This window comes from Rufibacter sp. JT3400010 (assembly GCF_054956755.1).
Window position 1 is genome coordinate 35,358 of sequence record NZ_JBUDXA010000008.1, and the last position, 17,403, is coordinate 52,760.

The 17,403-nt window shown below is 52.4% G+C and carries 10 protein-coding genes; 4 read left to right on the forward strand and 6 right to left on the reverse strand.

From position 1 onward, the window contains the following. Positions 1-253: 253 nt before the first annotated feature. The 5 genes from purH to ACY0JR_RS10125 all read right to left on the reverse strand — a co-directional run bounded on the left by purH (position 254) and on the right by ACY0JR_RS10125 (position 5,772). Entirely contained in the window at positions 254-1,783 is a 1,530-nt protein-coding gene (gene purH, locus ACY0JR_RS10105; RefSeq protein ID WP_462633926.1) for a bifunctional phosphoribosylaminoimidazolecarboxamide formyltransferase/IMP cyclohydrolase, read from the reverse strand. Between the two features lie 222 nt (positions 1,784-2,005). Continuing rightward, complete coding sequence (purN, locus tag ACY0JR_RS10110) at positions 2,006-2,617, reverse strand: phosphoribosylglycinamide formyltransferase (RefSeq protein WP_462633928.1); 612 nt, start codon at positions 2,615-2,617, stop codon at positions 2,006-2,008. Positions 2,618-3,426: 809 nt separating this feature from the next. Continuing rightward, complete coding sequence (locus tag ACY0JR_RS10115; protein WP_462633929.1) at positions 3,427-4,326, reverse strand: TIGR03915 family putative DNA repair protein; 900 nt, start codon at positions 4,324-4,326, stop codon at positions 3,427-3,429. Continuing rightward, entirely contained in the window at positions 4,280-4,426 is a 147-nt protein-coding gene (locus tag ACY0JR_RS10120) for a hypothetical protein (protein ID WP_462633931.1), read from the reverse strand. The genes ACY0JR_RS10115 and ACY0JR_RS10120 overlap by 47 nt, the downstream gene beginning before the upstream one ends. Positions 4,427-4,506: 80 nt before the next feature. Continuing rightward, positions 4,507-5,772: a putative DNA modification/repair radical SAM protein gene (locus ACY0JR_RS10125; protein WP_462633933.1), complete on the reverse strand. Its 1,266-nt coding sequence runs from the start codon at positions 5,770-5,772 to the stop codon at positions 4,507-4,509. 234 nt (positions 5,773-6,006) lie between these two features. Between ACY0JR_RS10125 and ACY0JR_RS10130 the strand changes: the two genes are divergently transcribed. From ACY0JR_RS10130 to ACY0JR_RS10140, 3 genes are all read left to right on the forward strand, one after another. Then, positions 6,007-7,866 carry a hypothetical protein gene (locus ACY0JR_RS10130; RefSeq protein ID WP_462633934.1) on the forward strand — a complete coding sequence of 620 codons (1,860 nt, stop codon included), beginning with the start codon at positions 6,007-6,009 and terminating at the stop codon, positions 7,864-7,866. Between the two features lie 270 nt (positions 7,867-8,136). Then, on the forward strand, positions 8,137-11,859 hold the full coding sequence (locus tag ACY0JR_RS10135; RefSeq protein ID WP_462633935.1) for a PKD domain-containing protein: 3,723 nt from the start codon (positions 8,137-8,139) through the stop codon (positions 11,857-11,859). 12 nt (positions 11,860-11,871) lie between these two features. Then, positions 11,872-12,903: a PorP/SprF family type IX secretion system membrane protein gene (locus ACY0JR_RS10140; RefSeq protein ID WP_462633937.1), complete on the forward strand. Its 1,032-nt coding sequence runs from the start codon at positions 11,872-11,874 to the stop codon at positions 12,901-12,903. 731 nt (positions 12,904-13,634) lie between these two features. Here the strand turns inward: ACY0JR_RS10140 and ACY0JR_RS10145 are convergent. After that, on the reverse strand, positions 13,635-16,226 hold the full coding sequence (locus ACY0JR_RS10145) for a zinc-dependent metalloprotease (RefSeq protein WP_462633938.1): 2,592 nt from the start codon (positions 16,224-16,226) through the stop codon (positions 13,635-13,637). A gap of 332 nt (positions 16,227-16,558) precedes the next feature. Between ACY0JR_RS10145 and ACY0JR_RS10150 the strand changes: the two genes are divergently transcribed. Continuing rightward, the gene (locus ACY0JR_RS10150; protein ID WP_462633939.1) at positions 16,559-17,395 is read left to right on the forward strand and encodes a CvfB family protein; all 837 of its coding nucleotides are present in this window, start codon (positions 16,559-16,561) and stop codon (positions 17,393-17,395) included. Positions 17,396-17,403 lie beyond the last annotated feature (8 nt).

Consider the following 17,403-nt stretch of genomic DNA (forward strand, 5'->3'; position numbering starts at 1 on the left):
AGAACTCCAAAACAGCGCAATTTAGTCTATTGCCTCGGCTGTCCTTATACTCCCTTCTCTCCAGAACCGATGTACCAAAGGAAAGATTGAAGCTGAAACTTGGTGAATGGCTTTCTCGGGCAAAGAGCCCAATGTTTTTCAAATTCAGCCTTCTCAGATTCTGTTTTAGCACTATTTTCAGAAAAATACTTTAAAAACAAAGCCCGGCTGCTCTGGGAACAGCCGGGCTTTGTTTTGATAAAAATGGAGAAGATTAGTGTTTGAAGTGACGCACACCGGTCATGACCATGGCCATGTTGCGGGCGTCGCAGGCATCAATGGAGTCTTTGTCTTTGATGGAACCGCCCGGCTGCACCACTGCCGTGATTCCGGCTTCGGCGGCAATCTCTACGCAGTCTGGGAACGGGAAGAACGCATCTGAGGCCATCACGGCACCTTCCAACTCAAACCCGAAGCCTCTGGCTTTCTCAATGGCCTGGCGCAGCGCATCTACGCGGGAGGTTTGCCCCACCCCGCTAGCTAGCAATTGATTTCCTTTGGCTAGCACAATGGTATTGGATTTGGTATGCTTGCAAACCTTGAGGGCGAACTCCAGCCCCTGCACCTCTTCTGCTGACGGCCACCGCTGGGTAACGGTTTTAAAATCAGCAGCGGTTTCAACGGCCAAGTCTTTGTCCTGCTCAATCACGCCGTTAAGCAACGTTTTAAACAGTTTAGAAGGCAATTGTACCGGTTTTTGGCGCAGCAGAATGCGGTTTTTCTTGGATCTTAACAGCTCCAGAGCATCAGCGTCAAACTCCGGCGCAATGAGAACTTCAAAGAACAGTTTGTTCAGTTCCTCGGCGGTAGCCAGATCTACGGTTTTGTTCACGATGATCACGCCTCCAAACGCCGAGACCGGGTCACAGGCTAGCGCATTCACGTAGGCTTGGTGCAGAGAATCGGCGACGGCCACGCCGCAGGCGTTGGTGTGTTTTAAGATAGCCACAGCCGGCTGGTCGGCGAACTCGGCCATGAGCAACACGGCGGCGTCTACGTCTACCAGGTTGTTGTACGACAGCTCTTTTCCGTTCAGTTTGTCAAAAAGAGCCTCTAAATCACCGTAGAAGATGCCTTTTTGGTGGGGGTTCTCGCCGTAGCGCAAGGTTTGGCTTTGACGCTGGCTCTGCTTGAACGCAGGGGCCAACTCCTGCTCCTGGCTCAGGTAGTTAAAGATGTGGGTGTCATAGTGCGAGGAAATATCAAATGCCTTGGCGGCGAAACGCTTGCGGTCGGCTAACTCTGTGCTGCCTTCTTTGGTTTGCAGCAACTCTACCACCTCGCCGTATTGCTCGCGAGAAGACACAATCAGCACATCCTGGAAGTTTTTCGCCGCGGCGCGGATAAGGGAAATACCACCGATGTCAATTTTCTCAATTACGTCTTCTTCGGCCGCGCCGGAAGCAACGGTTTCCTCAAACGGGTAAAGGTCTACAATCACCAAATCCAGGGCCGGAATCTGGAACTGCTCTACTTCCTGCTGGTCGGTTTCGTGACCACGACGGTGCAGGATTCCCCCGAAGATTTTAGGATGCAGGGTTTTCACGCGTCCTCCGAAGATGGACGGGTAGTCAGTCACGCTGTCCACAGCCACCACTTCGGCCCCCAGGCCTTCCAGAAACGTCTGGGTACCGCCGGTAGAGTAAAAAGTGACACCTTGTTTCTGCAACTCGCGCACCAACGGCTCCAGGCCGTCTTTGTAGTACACCGAGATAAGGGCAGATTTGATTTTAACGGAATTCATATAAGTAGCGAAAAGTGTAGGTTAGATTGGAAAGGGTAATTGTGCCCGTAAAGGCATGGGCATAACAAAACTGTCTGACCTTTTTCTAGGCAGAGCGTTTGCATAGTTGATTTTTGAAAGCTTGAAAGCGTTTAGCAGCCTAAAAAAAGCCCGCAGGTGACACGTGAATTGCCGCAAGGGCAGAAGAAAGGGCCGTGTCAGTCGCTTCATCTTTGGTCAGGGTTAGGCGGCGGGCGTTTGGGGGCTGTTTTGGCCAGAAGTGAGCAATTCCTCTACTATGCGGGGCAGGTGCCGGTGCTCCAGGGTAAGGACGCGCGCGGCCAGCGTCTCGCAGGTGTCATCTGGGTGTACGGCGCAGAACTCCTGGTAAATGGGCGCCCCCTCGTCATAATGCTCGTTCACGTAATGGATGGTGATGCCGGTCTGGGCTTCTTTGGCGTCAATCACCGCCTGGTGCACGTGCTGGCCGTGCATGCCTTTGCCGCCAAACTTGGGCAGCAACGAGGGGTGAATGTTGATGATTTTGTTGGGAAATGCCTGCACAAACGCGGCGGGCAACAGCCAGAGAAAGCCGGCCAGCACAATCAGGTCTGGGTTGTAGGCTTGTACCTGTGCCTGTACGTCTCCGGCGCGTAACGCGGCTCGGTCAAAGACGGCGGTAGGTACGCCATAGTTCTGGGCCCGCTGCAAGGCAAAGGCCTCGGGGTTGTTGGAGAAAAGGACCACCACCTGAATCTGCGGATGGTGCTCAAACTGCTCCAGCAGCCGCTGGGCATTGCTCCCGGAGCCGGAAGCGAAAATGACGATGTTCTTTTTATTTGCGGAGGTACCCAAAACTGCCGGTGCTGTCAATGGAAGAGCAAAGATAGTGTTTCTGGGGTATTTTCTGGTAAAGCGGTTGAAAACGTTTGAAATGGTGGTTTGCGGCTTCGTTCGCCTGTTTACTCTTCTCCTTCTCTTTCCGATCTCCCTTTTTCTGGTTCAAGTTTTCAACTTGGACCTACCATGGTCTGAAGTTTGCAACTTCAGTGAGACGTCAGCCTCAAGTTTGCATTTTGACCCACTATGGCGCGGAAGTTACTTCCGTGACTTTCTTTCTCGCGTTATTTGCCGTTGTTGGTGTTCTCACCAACAACCATGACTGCTTACCCATTTGTATATGAGCATTTACCTCCCACCACCTTCTTACATTGCTTCCGGCACTTGTTCCTCCGTTTGGAGGTTTGTCACTTTTCTCCTTGATGCTCAACCTAACCAAAAGAATCAAGAAGCTCCGAACTCGCTGACGCTCAGACATGCGGAACTTCATTTCAGTACCACCTGGTGACCGCTGTCTGTTTCATAGTGAGCGCAGGCCATTACTGCTTAAACGGTCCCTGCTTGCGGCAGGCCGTGTCTCGGCCTCACTGTAGGCCTTCGCCCCGACCTGCCGCATGTAGACTGCTTTCTTTTCTCTTTATTCATCTCATATACAATGGTTCAAGTCTGCGACCTGGACCAAGAATGAGCGGCAGTTTGCAACTGCCGTGCGGCAAGAGCCTCAACTTAGGTCTGCGGATAAAAGAAACACAAAGGCAAAAGATGCGAATGAGGTTTCAAGGCCGTTTTCCCTAAAACAGCTAGGAAACGGAAACGGCAAAATATTAGGCTTTCAGCCTGGGTACTGCGGTAGGTACCTGCTTGTTCTGAATGGGCTGATGCGCCTGCATACGGGGCTTTTTCTCGGTGAGGTACTTCCAATAGCGCTCGGGCATGTGCCGCAGGTGCAGTTTCTTGTTCGTCCGCTCGGGGATGTTCACGTGGTCAAAATAGGCCTGCCACAACTGCTGGTACATGGGCTCCACCGACGTTAGGATGTCCGGCGACAGTTGTCCTTTCCGGAGGCCCAACAGGGTTTCTTCCAGCGAGACAATATGCACGTGCTTTAAATCATAGTAGGCACCGTACTGCCGGCGCACATCGTAGATGAGCCAGGTTTGGTCAGCATAGCGTTTTTCAAAATGCGCTACCACTAACGGCAGCACGTTGAAATCTGGGCTGATGGGGGCAACGTACAAACCATCTTGGGTGCGCTGAAACCTGATGAACGCCTCCATGCGGTGTTTCTCACGGTGCATTTGCTTACCCACCACGGCCATTTTCTGCACGTACGGGTCCGCGAAGTTCTCTTCTATGCCTTGCTTGGTACTGGAGAAAACCAGCCGTACGAACTGAAAGATGAGCATCTCAAAGCCGGGTTGCTCCCAAAGATATGCTTTGTACACGTTCTCCCAGGCGGCTTTGGACAGTTTCTTGCCCAGTCCTTCCCACACGCGCTTGGCTTTCTCCTCCTGCGCAGGCACAAAGTGGTGCTCCGCGAAGATGCCCGGCGGGGCCTCTCCTTCCTTGCCAATTTGGGTAGGCCATTCTTTGCGCTCATACGCTTCAAACACCACCGTCAGGAGGCCTTCAAAGGAACCATCATAGGTATAGAAATGCATGCGCGCGGCGGTTTGCTTAGGAAGCGATACGGATGGAGTTGCGTCTGCCGCCGTTGTTCTCATGGCGCTGCGCCGAAAGCTGACGCAGATATGGCACCAGGGTGCTCAGCTTGCAACGGAAAGAAACAGGGGCTACAGTCTGGCGGTTAACTAAAGTTGGCATATTGGGTAGATTTTGATGTGGTTTTACAAAAACAATGCTTTTTCGCTTATAAGGCGGAAGCGGTGCCGCTGGCTTTTGGCTTAGCTTGCCTGCTGGAACAAATCCAGTTGGCTGCCCCACAGGCTGGCCCGGCTCCCCTTCTCCCCGAAAATGATTCTTCTCCGGATGGCTTCTTCGTCCCATTCTCTCGTCTCCAAACTGCGCCCTCCGCAGGTAATAAAATATTTGGCCCTCTTTAGCACGACCCCTATCTGGCGCAGGTGGTCCCAGGTAAGGTGAGCGAAGCGGCGGGCGGCCACTATCTTCTTCGCTGATTTAATCCCAATACCCGGCACCCGCAAAATCATCTCATAGTCTACGGTGTTGATCTCCAGCGGGAACACGTGCCGGTTTCGCAGCGCCCAAGCTAGTTTAGGATCAATCTGTAGGTCCAGTTGCGGGTTCTGCTCGTCCAGTAATTCATTCACCCCAAAGCCGTAGAGCCGCACCAGCCAATCGGCCTGGTACAATCGGTTCTCCCGGATGATAGGTGGTGTACTGATGATGGGCAGGCGGCTATCCGTTACTACCGGCACATAACCCGAGTAGTAGACCCGTTTCAAGTTGAAGTTTTGATACAAGCCATCGGCGAGGGTCAGGATCTGGCGGTCGCTTTCTGGGGTAGCCCCTACAATCAACTGAGTGCTCTGCCCGGCCGGCGCGAAGGAAGGCGTAGACTTGAACAGCTTCTTCTCTTCCTTCACCAGCACCAGTTGGTCTTTGATATGGCCCATGGGCGTGAGCACCTCCTTGAAGTTTTTCTCGGGGGCCAGAGACTGTAGGCTCTGCTCGGTAGGTAACTCAATGTTCACGCTCAGCCTATCGGCGTATAAACCTGCTTCTTTCACCAGTTCCTCGCTCGCGCCCGGAATGGTTTTGAGGTGGATGTAGCCGTTGAACTTGTGCTCCAGGCGCAGCTTCTTGGCCACCCGCACCAACCGCTCCATGGTATAGTCGGCGTTCTTGAAAATGCCCGAGCTCAGGAACAGGCCTTCAATGTAATTTCGGCGGTAGAAATTGATGGTCAGGTCCACCACTTCCTGCACCGTGAAGGCGGCGCGCTTTACGTCGTTGCTTTTGCGCGACACGCAGTAAGCGCAATCGAAAATACAGAAGTTGGTAAGCAGTATTTTTAGCAAAGACACGCACCGGCCGTCTTCGGTATAACTGTGGCAAATACCCATGCCTTCGGCGTTGCCTAATCCTTTCCCCTCGTTCTTGCGTTTACCGCCGCTGGAAGAGCAGGAAACGTCATATTTTGCAGAATCTGCCAAAATACTTAGTTTTTCTAGAAGCGGAGTGTGCATGTGCTATGCGTTTTAAGTCCTTGAATACGTTAGCAAGATACAGCACATCAGCATAATTAACTAATAATTTTAGCCACAACTTATCAACAGGGGTGTGGATAAAGCTAATTTAAATAGCATTAACCTGCTCAACATTGTTCTAAGTAGATTTTGCCGTATTTTAGGGATGGAGTATTAGGTATGAACACGGCCCAAAGATTTTCTGCGTACACAAGACTGCTATTTCTGCTAGTTATGGTAGTAGGAGGCAGTTGCGTTTGCGCCCAAGCTCAGGAAATTCCGCCGGTCAAGACTCCGCCGCCGGTGGTTACTCCGCCCTTAGAAGACACCACAGACGCGAATAACTTTCTCACTTCTCTCAAGCGCTTCAGCCAACGAAAGTCGCTGCTGGGCCGAGCGGTTAAGGCATTGGTCATCTTTAAGCCGAAAAGAATAGAAGGTCCCATTGAAAACACGTTGCTGCCCCCCACCCATGCCCAGCATAATTACAAAGTGGTGCGGAGCATCTATTTCAAGCGGCTAGATGCGTTTGGCTACTCCATTAATGATACGCTTGCTTTGCCAGATACCTGGCTAGAGCGCTGGGGAAATGCCCTGCACATGCGTACCAAACAAGGCTTGCTCCGGAACCAGATCCTTTTCAGGGAAGGAGAATTGCTGGAACCCATGGCCCTGGCTGAATCTGAGCGTTTGCTGCGCCAAACCGACTATCTTTTAGATGCCCGGGTGTTTGTCAATGACTCCACCTCTACCAATGACAGCGTAGACGTAGTCATCATCACCAAAGACGTGTTCAGTATCAGTGGTTCCGGTTCTGCCAGCACCTCCAGTTCGCGCATCGCCCTGCGGGACATTAATTTTATGGGAGTAGGGCACCAGATCAGGACCAATTACCGGTTTGGGTTATCAGAGCCGCAGACCTGGCAATTCTCGGGCAGTTATTTCATCCAGAACATTTCGCGCAGCTTTATCTCAGCGGAGCTCATTTACCAGAACACCTATTACTACAAACAGCAGAGCCTCAGTTTCCGGCGCGATTTCTTCACCACCAATACCAAATACGCGGGCGGCGCCTCAGCGGCCTGGTACCAGACCCTGGTTCCTGATTATTATGAACAAGGCGAGAGCGAAGGAGACGAAACCCAGGACCAGTTCATTGACCATGTTCCGTTAGATTACAACATTCAGGATGTATGGATTGGCCGCGCGTTTCACCTGAAGTCCTATGATCTAGCCCAGGACAACTCGGGCCAGTTTATTACGGCGGCGCGGTTCATGAACATCAAATACACCCAGGGGGCGGGTCCTACCATTCAGAGCGCGCGCTTGTACCTGACCGCCTTCGGGTACAGCTTCAGGAGGTACTACAAAGACCAATATCTTTTCGGGTTTGGTCGCACCGAGGATATTCCGGCCGGGAACTTGCTGGCCCTTACTGCCGGGTATGAAGATGGCTCCCTCAAAAACCGCATGTATCTGGGGGTAAAAGGAGCCTTCGGGAAATACCAGCCTAATTTCGGTTATCTCTACGGCGGCCTGGAGTACGGAAGTTACCGCAACAAAAGCTCCTGGGAACAAGGCGTCCTGACTACTGAAGCCTTGTATTTCACCCCTTTGTACCGTCTACGCAACTGGCGCTGGCGGCACTTTATCTGGAACAGAACTTCCCTAGGCATGAGCCGCCCAGATTTATTTGCACTGGATATTGACCAAGAAGACGGCATACGGGGCTTCAGTTCCAGAGATGTGCGGGGCTACCGCAGGTTTGTCCTGAACTATGAAACCAACTTCTTCACGCCTTTGACGCTGTTGGGGTTCCGGCTCGCCATCATTGGGTTTGCCGATCTGGCCTGGCTCACCAATGTGGCGAACAAGTCTCCTCTGAAGGAAAAGCCTTACACCGGCTTCGGCATGGGCCTGCGTTTCCGGAACGAATTCTTGCCTATCAACACCATTCAAGTGCTTTTGGGGTATTATCCGCGTCTTCCGCAGTCAAGCAGCCAGCAGGATTTCAGACTGTTTCAGACCACCCGGCAGTACTATGATTTCAATGACCTGCGCTTCACCCAGCCCCTCATCACTGAGTTCAGATAAAATCTTCTGAAAATTGCCTTATACGTCAAAAAAACTTCATTTAAATACAAAAACGAGGCAACCAAATAACAATATCAGCATATAGGTATATAAGCAATAAAACATTTTATCACGGCTTTGCCGAATGAACTTATAAACCTGTAGCTATAGAAAGTGAACTTTTACCCCCTTTTATTAAGGGGCCTTTGTGCGTGTCTGCTGCTGTTAGTGACTTACACCACAAAAGCCCAGAGTACATCTAACAAAGGCCGGGACTTTTGGCTGGGATACATGGCCCACATTCAGAACGAATTGGGACCGAATCCGCAAGGAGGTATCTCTCAAATGAACCTGTACGTTACCTCAGATGTCAACACCACCGCCCGCGTAACAGTTGGCCAGGGCGCAGTTGCCACTTACCCGGTTACTGCCAATTCGGTCACAGTTATCCCCATTAGTCCTTCTCAGGCGTATGTGGGTTCCAGCGAAGAAATTGAGAAAAAGGCTATTCACGTGACGTCAGATGCGCCAGTGGTGGTCTATGCCCATATTTACCACCTTAATAAGTCTGGAGCCACGTTGGTGCTGCCTACCAACACGCTGGGCCGTTCTTATTACGCGGTCAGCTATAACCAGACCGCCCAGCAAGGGACCGTGGCTGCTTCGCAACTCATGGTGGTAGCGCTGGAAGACAATACCACCATTGAAATCACCCCCACCGCTACCACGCTAGGCGGGAACCCTGCCGGAAGAACGTTCTCCCCTTCAAGGCCCTTGATGAAGGGCGAGGTGTACCAGGTGCGCGCTCTGAAAGACCTGACGGGAACCAAGGTAGAATCTGTTTCCGGTTCAGGCACCTGCAAGCGCATTGCGGTTTTCTCGGGAAGTTCCTATACCGCCATTCCAGAACCCTACACCTGCGCCTCCAACCGAAATGTAAGCGGAGACAACCTGTACCAGCATCTATACCCGGTGAGCGCCTGGGGCAAGAACTTTGTGACGGCACCTTTCATGACCAGAACCGCCGGTGACATTTACCGGGTGTTGGCCTCTAAAGACAACACCGTGGTTACGGTCAACGGCCAGTCGTTTACTATAAATCAAGGGAAGTTCCACGAGTTTGAGAACAGCGCGGCCAATTACATTTCTGCTTCTGAGCCGGTGCAGGTAACTCACTATACCAAGTCACAAGCCTGTGACGGCGTTCTCAGCGATCCTGATATGGTGCTTGTCAATCCTGTGGAACAGACCCTGAACAACATCACGCTGTATTCCTCGCCCAATTTTCAGATTTCGAGCCATTTTATCAATATCACCATGAAAACGGCCAACACCGGTTCTTTCCGGTTAGATGGCCAGCCTATTTCCTTTTCGCCGGTTCCTTCCAACCCAGGCTATTCCTTCTCCCAGAACAAAGTGATGGCCGGTAACCACACCCTTACCGCCGACAGCGGCTTTAATGCCTTTGCCTACGGATTGGGGAGCTTTGAATCGTATGCCTATTCGGCGGGAGCCAACGTCACCAACCTCAACCAGAACATCACGGTTCTCTCAGACAGTATCTGTGATGGCAGCAATATTCGGTTCAAAGGCTTTGCGATTTACCAGCCGTTGGCTTGGAAGTGGTATTTTGGTGATGGAACTACCTCTACGGAGCAGAATCCTTCCCACACCTTTCCCAGTGCGGGGAAATACACCGTCTCATTGGTTACTACCAAGTCTAACGGCAATGACTGCGACTCGCAGGATTCTACCTACATAGAAGTAGAGGTTTTCCCGAAGCCTGTGGCCGACTTCACGTTTGAGGTGGCCTGTTCCAATGAAAGCACCCGCTTCAAAGACGCCAGCAAATCCACCACGGGAGAAAGCATGGCAGCCTGGAACTGGAATTTTGGCGATGGCACCACTTCTACAGAGCAGAATCCGGCGCACAAGTACAGCAGTCCGGGCACGTACAAAGTTACGCTCTCGGTTAGCAGCAAGAATCATTGTGTTTCAGAATTCCTTACGCGCGAGGTCACCATCCTGGCTCCGCCCGTGGCGAAATTCTCAGCACCTGAAACCTGCGCGAAAAACGCCATGATGTTCCGGGACCAGAGCACGGTACCCGTGGGCCGCGTGACCCGGTGGGAATGGGACTTTGGGGACGGCTCCGCCCGTAGCACTGAGCAGCACCCGCAGCACGTCTATGCGCAGGCGGGTACGTATACCGTGAAACTGAAAGCGTTTTCTGAGCAAGGTTGCCAGGATTCCACCCAACAGATGATCACCATCAACCCTATGCCGGTGGCGGCCTTCAGCCTGCCTGACATTTGTGTACGGGATGAAGCAGCTTTCCAGAACGAGTCTACCATAACGGCTGGCACGCTAAGTTATCGTTGGGATTTTGGGGATGGGACCACTTCTACGGCCTCGGCGCCCCGCCACCGCTATACCAAAGAAGGAGAATATACCGTGCAACTGGTAGTCACCTCCAACAAAGGCTGCCAGGACATTGTTTCGCACACCTACATTATCAGCGGCGCTACCCCAGTGCCCAACTTTACGGCTTCCTCCTTTTGCCAGGAACAAGGCGTCAATTTTCAGGATGCCAGCACCATTGCTTTCGGGAAGATCCTGAAGCGGCGCTGGAGCTTTGGGGACGGCACTTTCTCTGAGGAACCCAACCCGAGCCATTTGTACAGCAAATCTGGTTCCTACAGAGTTACCTTAGAAGTATGGTCTGGTATTGTCTGCATGGAGACTCTTACCAAAACCATTGTGGTGTTGCCCAACCCGGCCGCCAGCTTTACCACTGCTAATGTCTGCGAAAGCACACCCGCCCGTTTTACCAACACCACCCAAAATCAGGGCAGCGGTGAACTCTCCTATACCTGGAGCTTCGGAGATGGCACAACCTCTTCTGAACGCAGCCCTATGCATCAGTACAAGGCCCCCGGTACCTACACGGTTTCATTGGCCGTGAAAGCCGCTAATTCCTGTGAGCAGACCTTTACCAGTTCCATTACCGTGTATCCTACCCCCAAAGCAGACTTCTCCCCTAGCGTAGGCTGCGTGACGGATGTGGTTTCCTTCCAGGACATGAGCAGCCTCTTGAGCGGAAACCTTACCACCTGGGCTTGGGACTTCGGGGACGGAACTACGGCCAGTACCCAGCATCCTACGCATAAGTACCCTAAAGAAGGTTCCTATTCGGTGAAGCTCACGGTTAGCACGGCGCTGGGCTGCCCCAATACCATCACTAAAACTGTGACTATTTCTCCGGCTCCCATCGCGCTGGCGGGACCAGACCAGCTGATTTGCGGGAATGTCACGGCCCGCCTGGAAGCCAATGTCCCTGCTCCGGCCACAGGCCAATGGACCATAGTACAAGGCACCGGCGGCACTTTCGCGAATACGGCCAACCCCACCACTACTTTCACGGGAACCATGGGCGGCACCTACGTCTTGCGCTGGACGGTGAGCAACAGCCCTTGCGTCAATGCCACAGATGAAGTGGAAATTAAACTGCGGCATACGCCCGAAGTAGATGCCGGGAACAATCTCCTGCTGGTGGAAGGCGAGAGCGTAGAGCTACAGGCCATAGGACAGGGCAAACTCACCTGGAACCCTGCTCAAAACCTAAGCAATCCTTCGGTTCTCAATCCGGTTCTTACGGCCACCCAGGCGGGCACTTTCAAATATTACCTGCACAGTGTCTCAGAGGCGGGTTGCCCTAACGTGGACAGCATGACAGTAACGGTAGTCAAACGGCTGAACATCCCCACCGCGTTTTCGCCCAACGGCGATGGCTCCAATGATACGTGGGAACTAGACGGAATTCAGGATTACCCGCGCATCAGCATTGAGGTTTATAACAGATGGGGCCAATTGGTTTACTCCACCAAAGGGTATCCTAGCCCTTGGGACGGCAAACGGAACGGCAGTGATTTGCCCATTGGTGCCTACTACTACATCATTGACCCACAAAACGGGCGGCCTAAAATGACGGGGCCACTCACCATCCTGCGGTAACGCCAAGAGCCTATGAAAAAGAACAGCTACTTCTTGCTTTTTCTGCTAGGTCTCCCGCTTTTAGGGTTGGCGCAGCAGATTCCCCACTACAGCCAGTACATGCTCAACCCCATTCTCCTGAATCCGGCGGTGAGCGGTACTGACAATTACCTGGATGTACGGGCCGGTTACCGGAACCAGTGGACCGGGTTGGAGGGTGCGCCCACCTCCTATTATATGAGCGCGCACATGCCCCTGGGCAAACTAGATTACCTGAGTCCGCCTACCAGCTTCAAGGCACGGCCCGTTATAGAGAAGGGAAAAGTCCAGTGGCGGCCCGACCGCCGGAACAATGCCCAGAAAACCAGTCCGCACCACGGCGTGGGTATTCTGGTACAGGCAGATAAAGCCGCCGGCCTTAAACGCACAGAGGTGCAGTTACTCTACGCCTACCACCAACCGCTCACGGCCAATCTTAAACTAGCCGCGGGCGTAGCCGCCGGATTCACCCAGTTCGGGTTAAACCGCGATATGCTCACGTTTGCGGGCACCGGCGGAGACCCCGTCATGAACGCTGATGAATACAACCGTATGTTGCCGAGCATAGGAGTAGGCACGCTCCTTTACAGTTCCCGGTTTTTCCTGGGGGCTTCGGTGGCCCAGGTATTGCCCACGCCTTTTGGTGCCAGGGAGACCCGCTCCACGGTTCCGGCCAAACAACAGCGGCACTTCTTCGGGCACGGCGGGTACCGTATTTCCGTCAGCCATTTCCTGAGCGTGACTCCTTCGGTGGTAGTGAAGTACGCGGTGCCCAGTCCGCTCTCCGTAGATGTAAACACCAAGGTTTTCTGGCGCGACCAGTTCTGGGTGGGCGGCTCTTACCGGCTGAAAGACGCAGCCGTGCTCATGGCGGGTTTCCAGTACAAACACAGATTTCACCTGGGCTACGCGTACGACCTCACTACCACGGGCCTGAACCAGGTAAGCTACGGTTCCCATGAATTGGTGCTGGGTCTCATGCTCCGCAACCGGCACTCTGTTTATTCCCCTTCGCAGTACTGGTAAGGTGTTTTGGGCATGTTTTAGAAAAATCAGGTTGAAAACAGAATGTACCGGAAAATCCCACTTTGGTCTAACGAAAAATAAAGCCCAGCAGTAATTTTGCTTGCTGTTTTGGCAGTGTTTTAAGGAAAAAGAGCTTGAAACGGTTTTGGTTCTAATCCCATCCCTACCCCTCCGTGGAGGGAGATTCTTTACCTACTATGTCACGGATTTGCCTCCATGGCTTATTGAAGCGTTGTTGAAAGTCACGGAAGTAAATCCGCGCCATAGGAGCTTCTGACTCACGGAAGTTGCAAACTTCCGGTCATGGTAGGTCCAAGTTGAAAACTTGAACCATATCAATTTTTAGAACTTAACGGCCCTGCCCTTCAAAGGGGGAATCTCTGCTTTCCCAAGTTCCAGCTTTTCGCTTGAGCGCCTAGAGTTCGACCACCTCTGAGCGACAGCGAAGCAGGTAGGGAGAAATCACAGCGCGAAGGCGGAAGGCGGGGCCTCGCGGCCGTGAGCGCTTGCCAGAAAAGATGAAACAACACAGCACTTGCATCCACGCAAAAAGCATACAAGCCAGGGGAACAGCAAACTGCATGCACCTCTATCTTATGTAAACACCTCAAATGAAGCTATTTTAGCCAAATACTTTAACCGCAGACCTGTAAAGAAGAACAGAGGATAAAAACGGAAAGGCAATCCCCCTTACAGGAGATTGCCTTTCTGTTTTGTTTTACCATAAATTTCTACTTCACAGCCAAAGCATCATCTACCAGATAAACCAGATTGCTACGATGCGCTTTGGTTTCTTCGTTGGTAGACACCGCGCTGGCCATTTTGGCTTTTACGTTTTTCAGGGTGTAGCGGGCGGCGGCTTTGGTGACGTCATCGGCGGGTGACTTTGCGTCTGCCAGTTGCGCCAGCTGCTTCACGTACGAAGTCTGCAGGTACTGGCGGTAGGTGTTCACGTTGCTTTTCATATCGGCGTCAAAAATGCCTTTGGTCAGGTCGCTCATCACTTCTGCCAAGCTGTATTGATTGCCATACAAGGTGCTGTTGGTGATACGTTGGGTGGTAGTGGGGTGCAGAATGTGCGCCAACGCCGAGCTTCCCAAACTGTTGTACATGCTGGTCAGCTTCGGATCCTCGGTACCGGAACTGAAGTTGAAGCCGCGGCGCTGGCCTTGCAGGTAAGGAATGAGGTACGCATCTGCCTTGAAGGCGTCTGGCGCGAAAACGTTTTTGGCTAACACGGCCATGGCTCTTTTCTGGGTAGCCTCGGGCACCGGCGTGTAAGGCTTATTGGGGCTATTCTGGCCCACAAAGCTACGGTCAATGTACACGCCGCCCACGTACCGGCTCACAGCACTGACCATGTTAGAGCGCTGCCCGTTGAGCACATTGTACCGGGCTCTCAGTTCGGCGTAGCCGCGATCATCTTTGCTGTATTTGTCTTTCAACTTGGGCACAATGGCATTGACCAGCGCGAATCTTTCCTGGGCGTACCCAATGGCGTCACTACTCATATCATTCACGTTCACGCGAGGGTCAATGGCCTTGCCGGGCGCGCGCATATCATCGGCGTCATTGCCGAAGGCCAGGTCTGGCTCAGTGCTGCGGCTCAGTACTTTCTTGCGGAAAGCCGCCTCGCTGTTTTCTGCCACGGGAGTGTAGCCGTATTCAATGGCCCACAGGTCATAAGGCCCAGGTTTGGTGGTGTAGTAGTCGCCCTGCTTGCTGCGGTCCAGGCTGATGTTGATGGCGGGGTAATCCATGACGCTGCCCATGAGCCCTTTTTTCTGGGTAATGGCGGTATTGTTCACCTCAGAAAGCTTCAGCATCTGGCTGGACTTCATGTTGTGGTTCAGGCCCATGGTGTGTCCCATCTCGTGCAGTACCAGGTAATACAGAAACTGCTGGTGCATTTTCTTGAGGTCGCTAGTAGAGGCATCAGTAGCTTCCAGAGTGGTCATGCCTGCGGAATACTGGGCTTTTAGTTCATGCGCCATGGTGCACAGGGCCACTGGGTTAGCCATACCCGGGAAATGAAGGGCTTCGGCCGAAGGGCCACTGAACAATTCATCTGAAATGGGGGTGGCGTTGCCGCTGTACCACTCTATGGTAATGTCTGAGCCCAGGATCTGGCCGGTTCTGGGGTTCACGAAGCTTGGCCCGATGGCACCGTACTGCGGGCTGGAAGAAGAAACCCACCTAATTACGTTGTAGCGGATATCACTGGGGTCCCAGTCCACCTGGTCAGGCATGATTTTCATGACCACGGCGTTCTTGAAACCAGCTTTCTCAAAGGCCTCGTTCCATTTCTCGCCCGCTTCTTTGATAGTCTGCCTAAACTCTACCGGTGTGGTGTTTTCAATCCACCAGGTAATGGGTTCTACCGGCTCGCTCAAGGCGGCAGTAGGGTCTTTCTTGACCAGGTGCCACCGGTTGATGATGTCACGGTAGTTGATGGCGTCTATGCTGGTGAGGTCGTTCACTTCCTGGGTGAAGTAGCCTACGCGGGGATCGTCTAACCGAGGCTTATAGTCATTCTGGGGCATCTCAATGAAACTGTGCTGCATGCGCACCCTAATGTACCGCGCGTCTGTGATGTCTTTTCCGCCACCCACGTACGGGGCCGGGTTGTCATAGGCCAGGTCTACCTGAATGTCAGTATTGTCTGGGAAGGACTTTACTTTGTGGTATTTAGACTTGGCGGTGTTGAGGGTACCCAGGTTGAAGAAGGCAGTGGGCGGTACGCCTACGGGCGCCAGCGGTTTCACCGGATCCATTTTCTCACTGATGAAAAGCGCATCGGCATTGACCAGGTACCCACCCGCATCTTCCACCGAAAATTTCTCTGACAGCATGATGGCCTCAGGCACGTCTACCCCGGCCGTTTTGCTTACCGCGTTGTTTTTGTCGTAATAGAAGTTGGTGTTCACCTGCTGGAACTCCAGTTTGTCAAAGGCCTTCACAATCTTGAAGACGGCCGTGTTCCGGTGCATGCTTTGGTTCAGGAACAAACTGGTGGGCCCGTTAATGGAGAAGCTTTGGTACACAAACTCTTTTCCCAGCTGATCTTTCCTGACATACAGTTGCACAGAGCCGGTGAGGGTGTCTTGGTACACCGTGAACAAGCCGTCTGCCTTTTTGCTGGTCTTTATTTTCTCAGCGAGGGTGGCTTTTTTACCGCCTGCGCCTTCCGGCGGAGTGGGTGTAGCCATGGCGGCGGCAACTTTGTCTTTTTCCTTCGCCTTTTTACTTTTCTTCTGCGCCTCCGCTTGGAAACTCAGGAAAGGGATGGTGGCCACCATAAGGGTAGATACAATTCTTTTCATCTGTTCTGGTTAAATGACACAATAAAGATTGGATAGTTAAAGAAATAGTAAGGGGTAGAAATAGAGGGGTAACGCTAACTGGTACTGGAATATAGGAAACTAACTATCATCAACCAAATAAAAGACAAAGGTTTCATTTAAAGAGACTTAAACCAGGCCACGGGCCTTCATAGGACACCAGCATCCAGGCAAGTGGGTTCCTTACCGTTTTCCGCCTCTTTTTCTGAAAACAGGCTCAAATACCCCGATCTGGCACAAAGTTTCCCCCTAGCCTTGAGAGGTGCCGAATAGAATCAATATCTTTGTTTACGAACCTCAACACTTTAGCTTCTATGTTGCACTTAGGCGATTACAACTATCTGGAAATCCTTCGGGAATTGGAACATGGCCTGTATTTAGGGTCAGATGACGGCGATGTGCTGCTGCCCCGCAAGTACATTCCCGAAGGCACGCAGGTGGGTGACATGATCTCAGTCTTTGTGTACCGTGATTCAGAGGACCGTCTCATTGCCACCACCTTGGAGCCCAAGGCCAAAGTAGACCAGTTTGCTTGTTTGCAGGTGCGGGACGTGAACAATTTTGGAGCGTTTCTGGAATGGGGCCTGGAAAAGGACTTGTTTGTGCCTTACAAAAACCAGCATGACGCACTATACCCGGGCCAATGGACGCTGGTGTACGTGTACCTGGACGAAAACTCTGACCGCTTGGTAGGTTCTACCAAATTAGGCCCTTTCCTGAACTACGACCCCATAGAACTGGAAGAAGGCGATGAGGTGCAACTGTTGATTGGCCCCGAGAAAGCATTGGGTTACCAGGTCATCGTGAACAACAAGTACCTGGGCATGCTGTACCGCAATGAGGTGTTCCGCACGCTGGAACCCGGTGAGTACACCCAGGGCTACCTCAAGAAAGTACGGGAAGACAACAAACTGGACGTAAGCCTGCAGAAACAAGGCTATGACGAAGTGCGCGAAGCCACCGAAACCGTCTTGGCCAAACTGAAAGAAGCAAACGGGCATTTGCCCCTCACGGACAAAAGCTCTCCCGAACTGATCTACCAAACCTTGGGCATGAGCAAAAAAACCTTTAAAAAAGCACTGGGTGCTTTATATAAACGGGGAGAAGTGCAACTATTGCCAGAAGGGGTTAGTCTTTTGGTTAAGTCCTGATTTGTCTC

Excerpts from the sequence above, each read along its gene's own strand:
- purH (WP_462633926.1), bottom strand. The coding sequence starts at position 1,783 with ATGAATTCCGTTAAAATCAAATCTGCCCTTATCTCGGTGTACTACAAA.
- ACY0JR_RS10115 (WP_462633929.1), bottom strand. The coding sequence starts at position 4,326 with ATGAGAACAACGGCGGCAGACGCAACTCCATCCGTATCGCTTCCTAAG.
- ACY0JR_RS10120 (WP_462633931.1), bottom strand. The coding sequence starts at position 4,426 with ATGCCAACTTTAGTTAACCGCCAGACTGTAGCCCCTGTTTCTTTCCGT.
- ACY0JR_RS10125 (WP_462633933.1), bottom strand. The coding sequence starts at position 5,772 with ATGCACACTCCGCTTCTAGAAAAACTAAGTATTTTGGCAGATTCTGCA.
- ACY0JR_RS10130 (WP_462633934.1), top strand. The coding sequence starts at position 6,007 with ATGGTAGTAGGAGGCAGTTGCGTTTGCGCCCAAGCTCAGGAAATTCCG.
- ACY0JR_RS10135 (WP_462633935.1), top strand. The coding sequence starts at position 8,137 with ATGGCCCACATTCAGAACGAATTGGGACCGAATCCGCAAGGAGGTATC.
- ACY0JR_RS10140 (WP_462633937.1), top strand. The coding sequence starts at position 11,872 with ATGAAAAAGAACAGCTACTTCTTGCTTTTTCTGCTAGGTCTCCCGCTT.
- ACY0JR_RS10145 (WP_462633938.1), bottom strand. The coding sequence starts at position 16,226 with ATGAAAAGAATTGTATCTACCCTTATGGTGGCCACCATCCCTTTCCTG.
- ACY0JR_RS10150 (WP_462633939.1), top strand. The coding sequence starts at position 16,559 with ATGTTGCACTTAGGCGATTACAACTATCTGGAAATCCTTCGGGAATTG.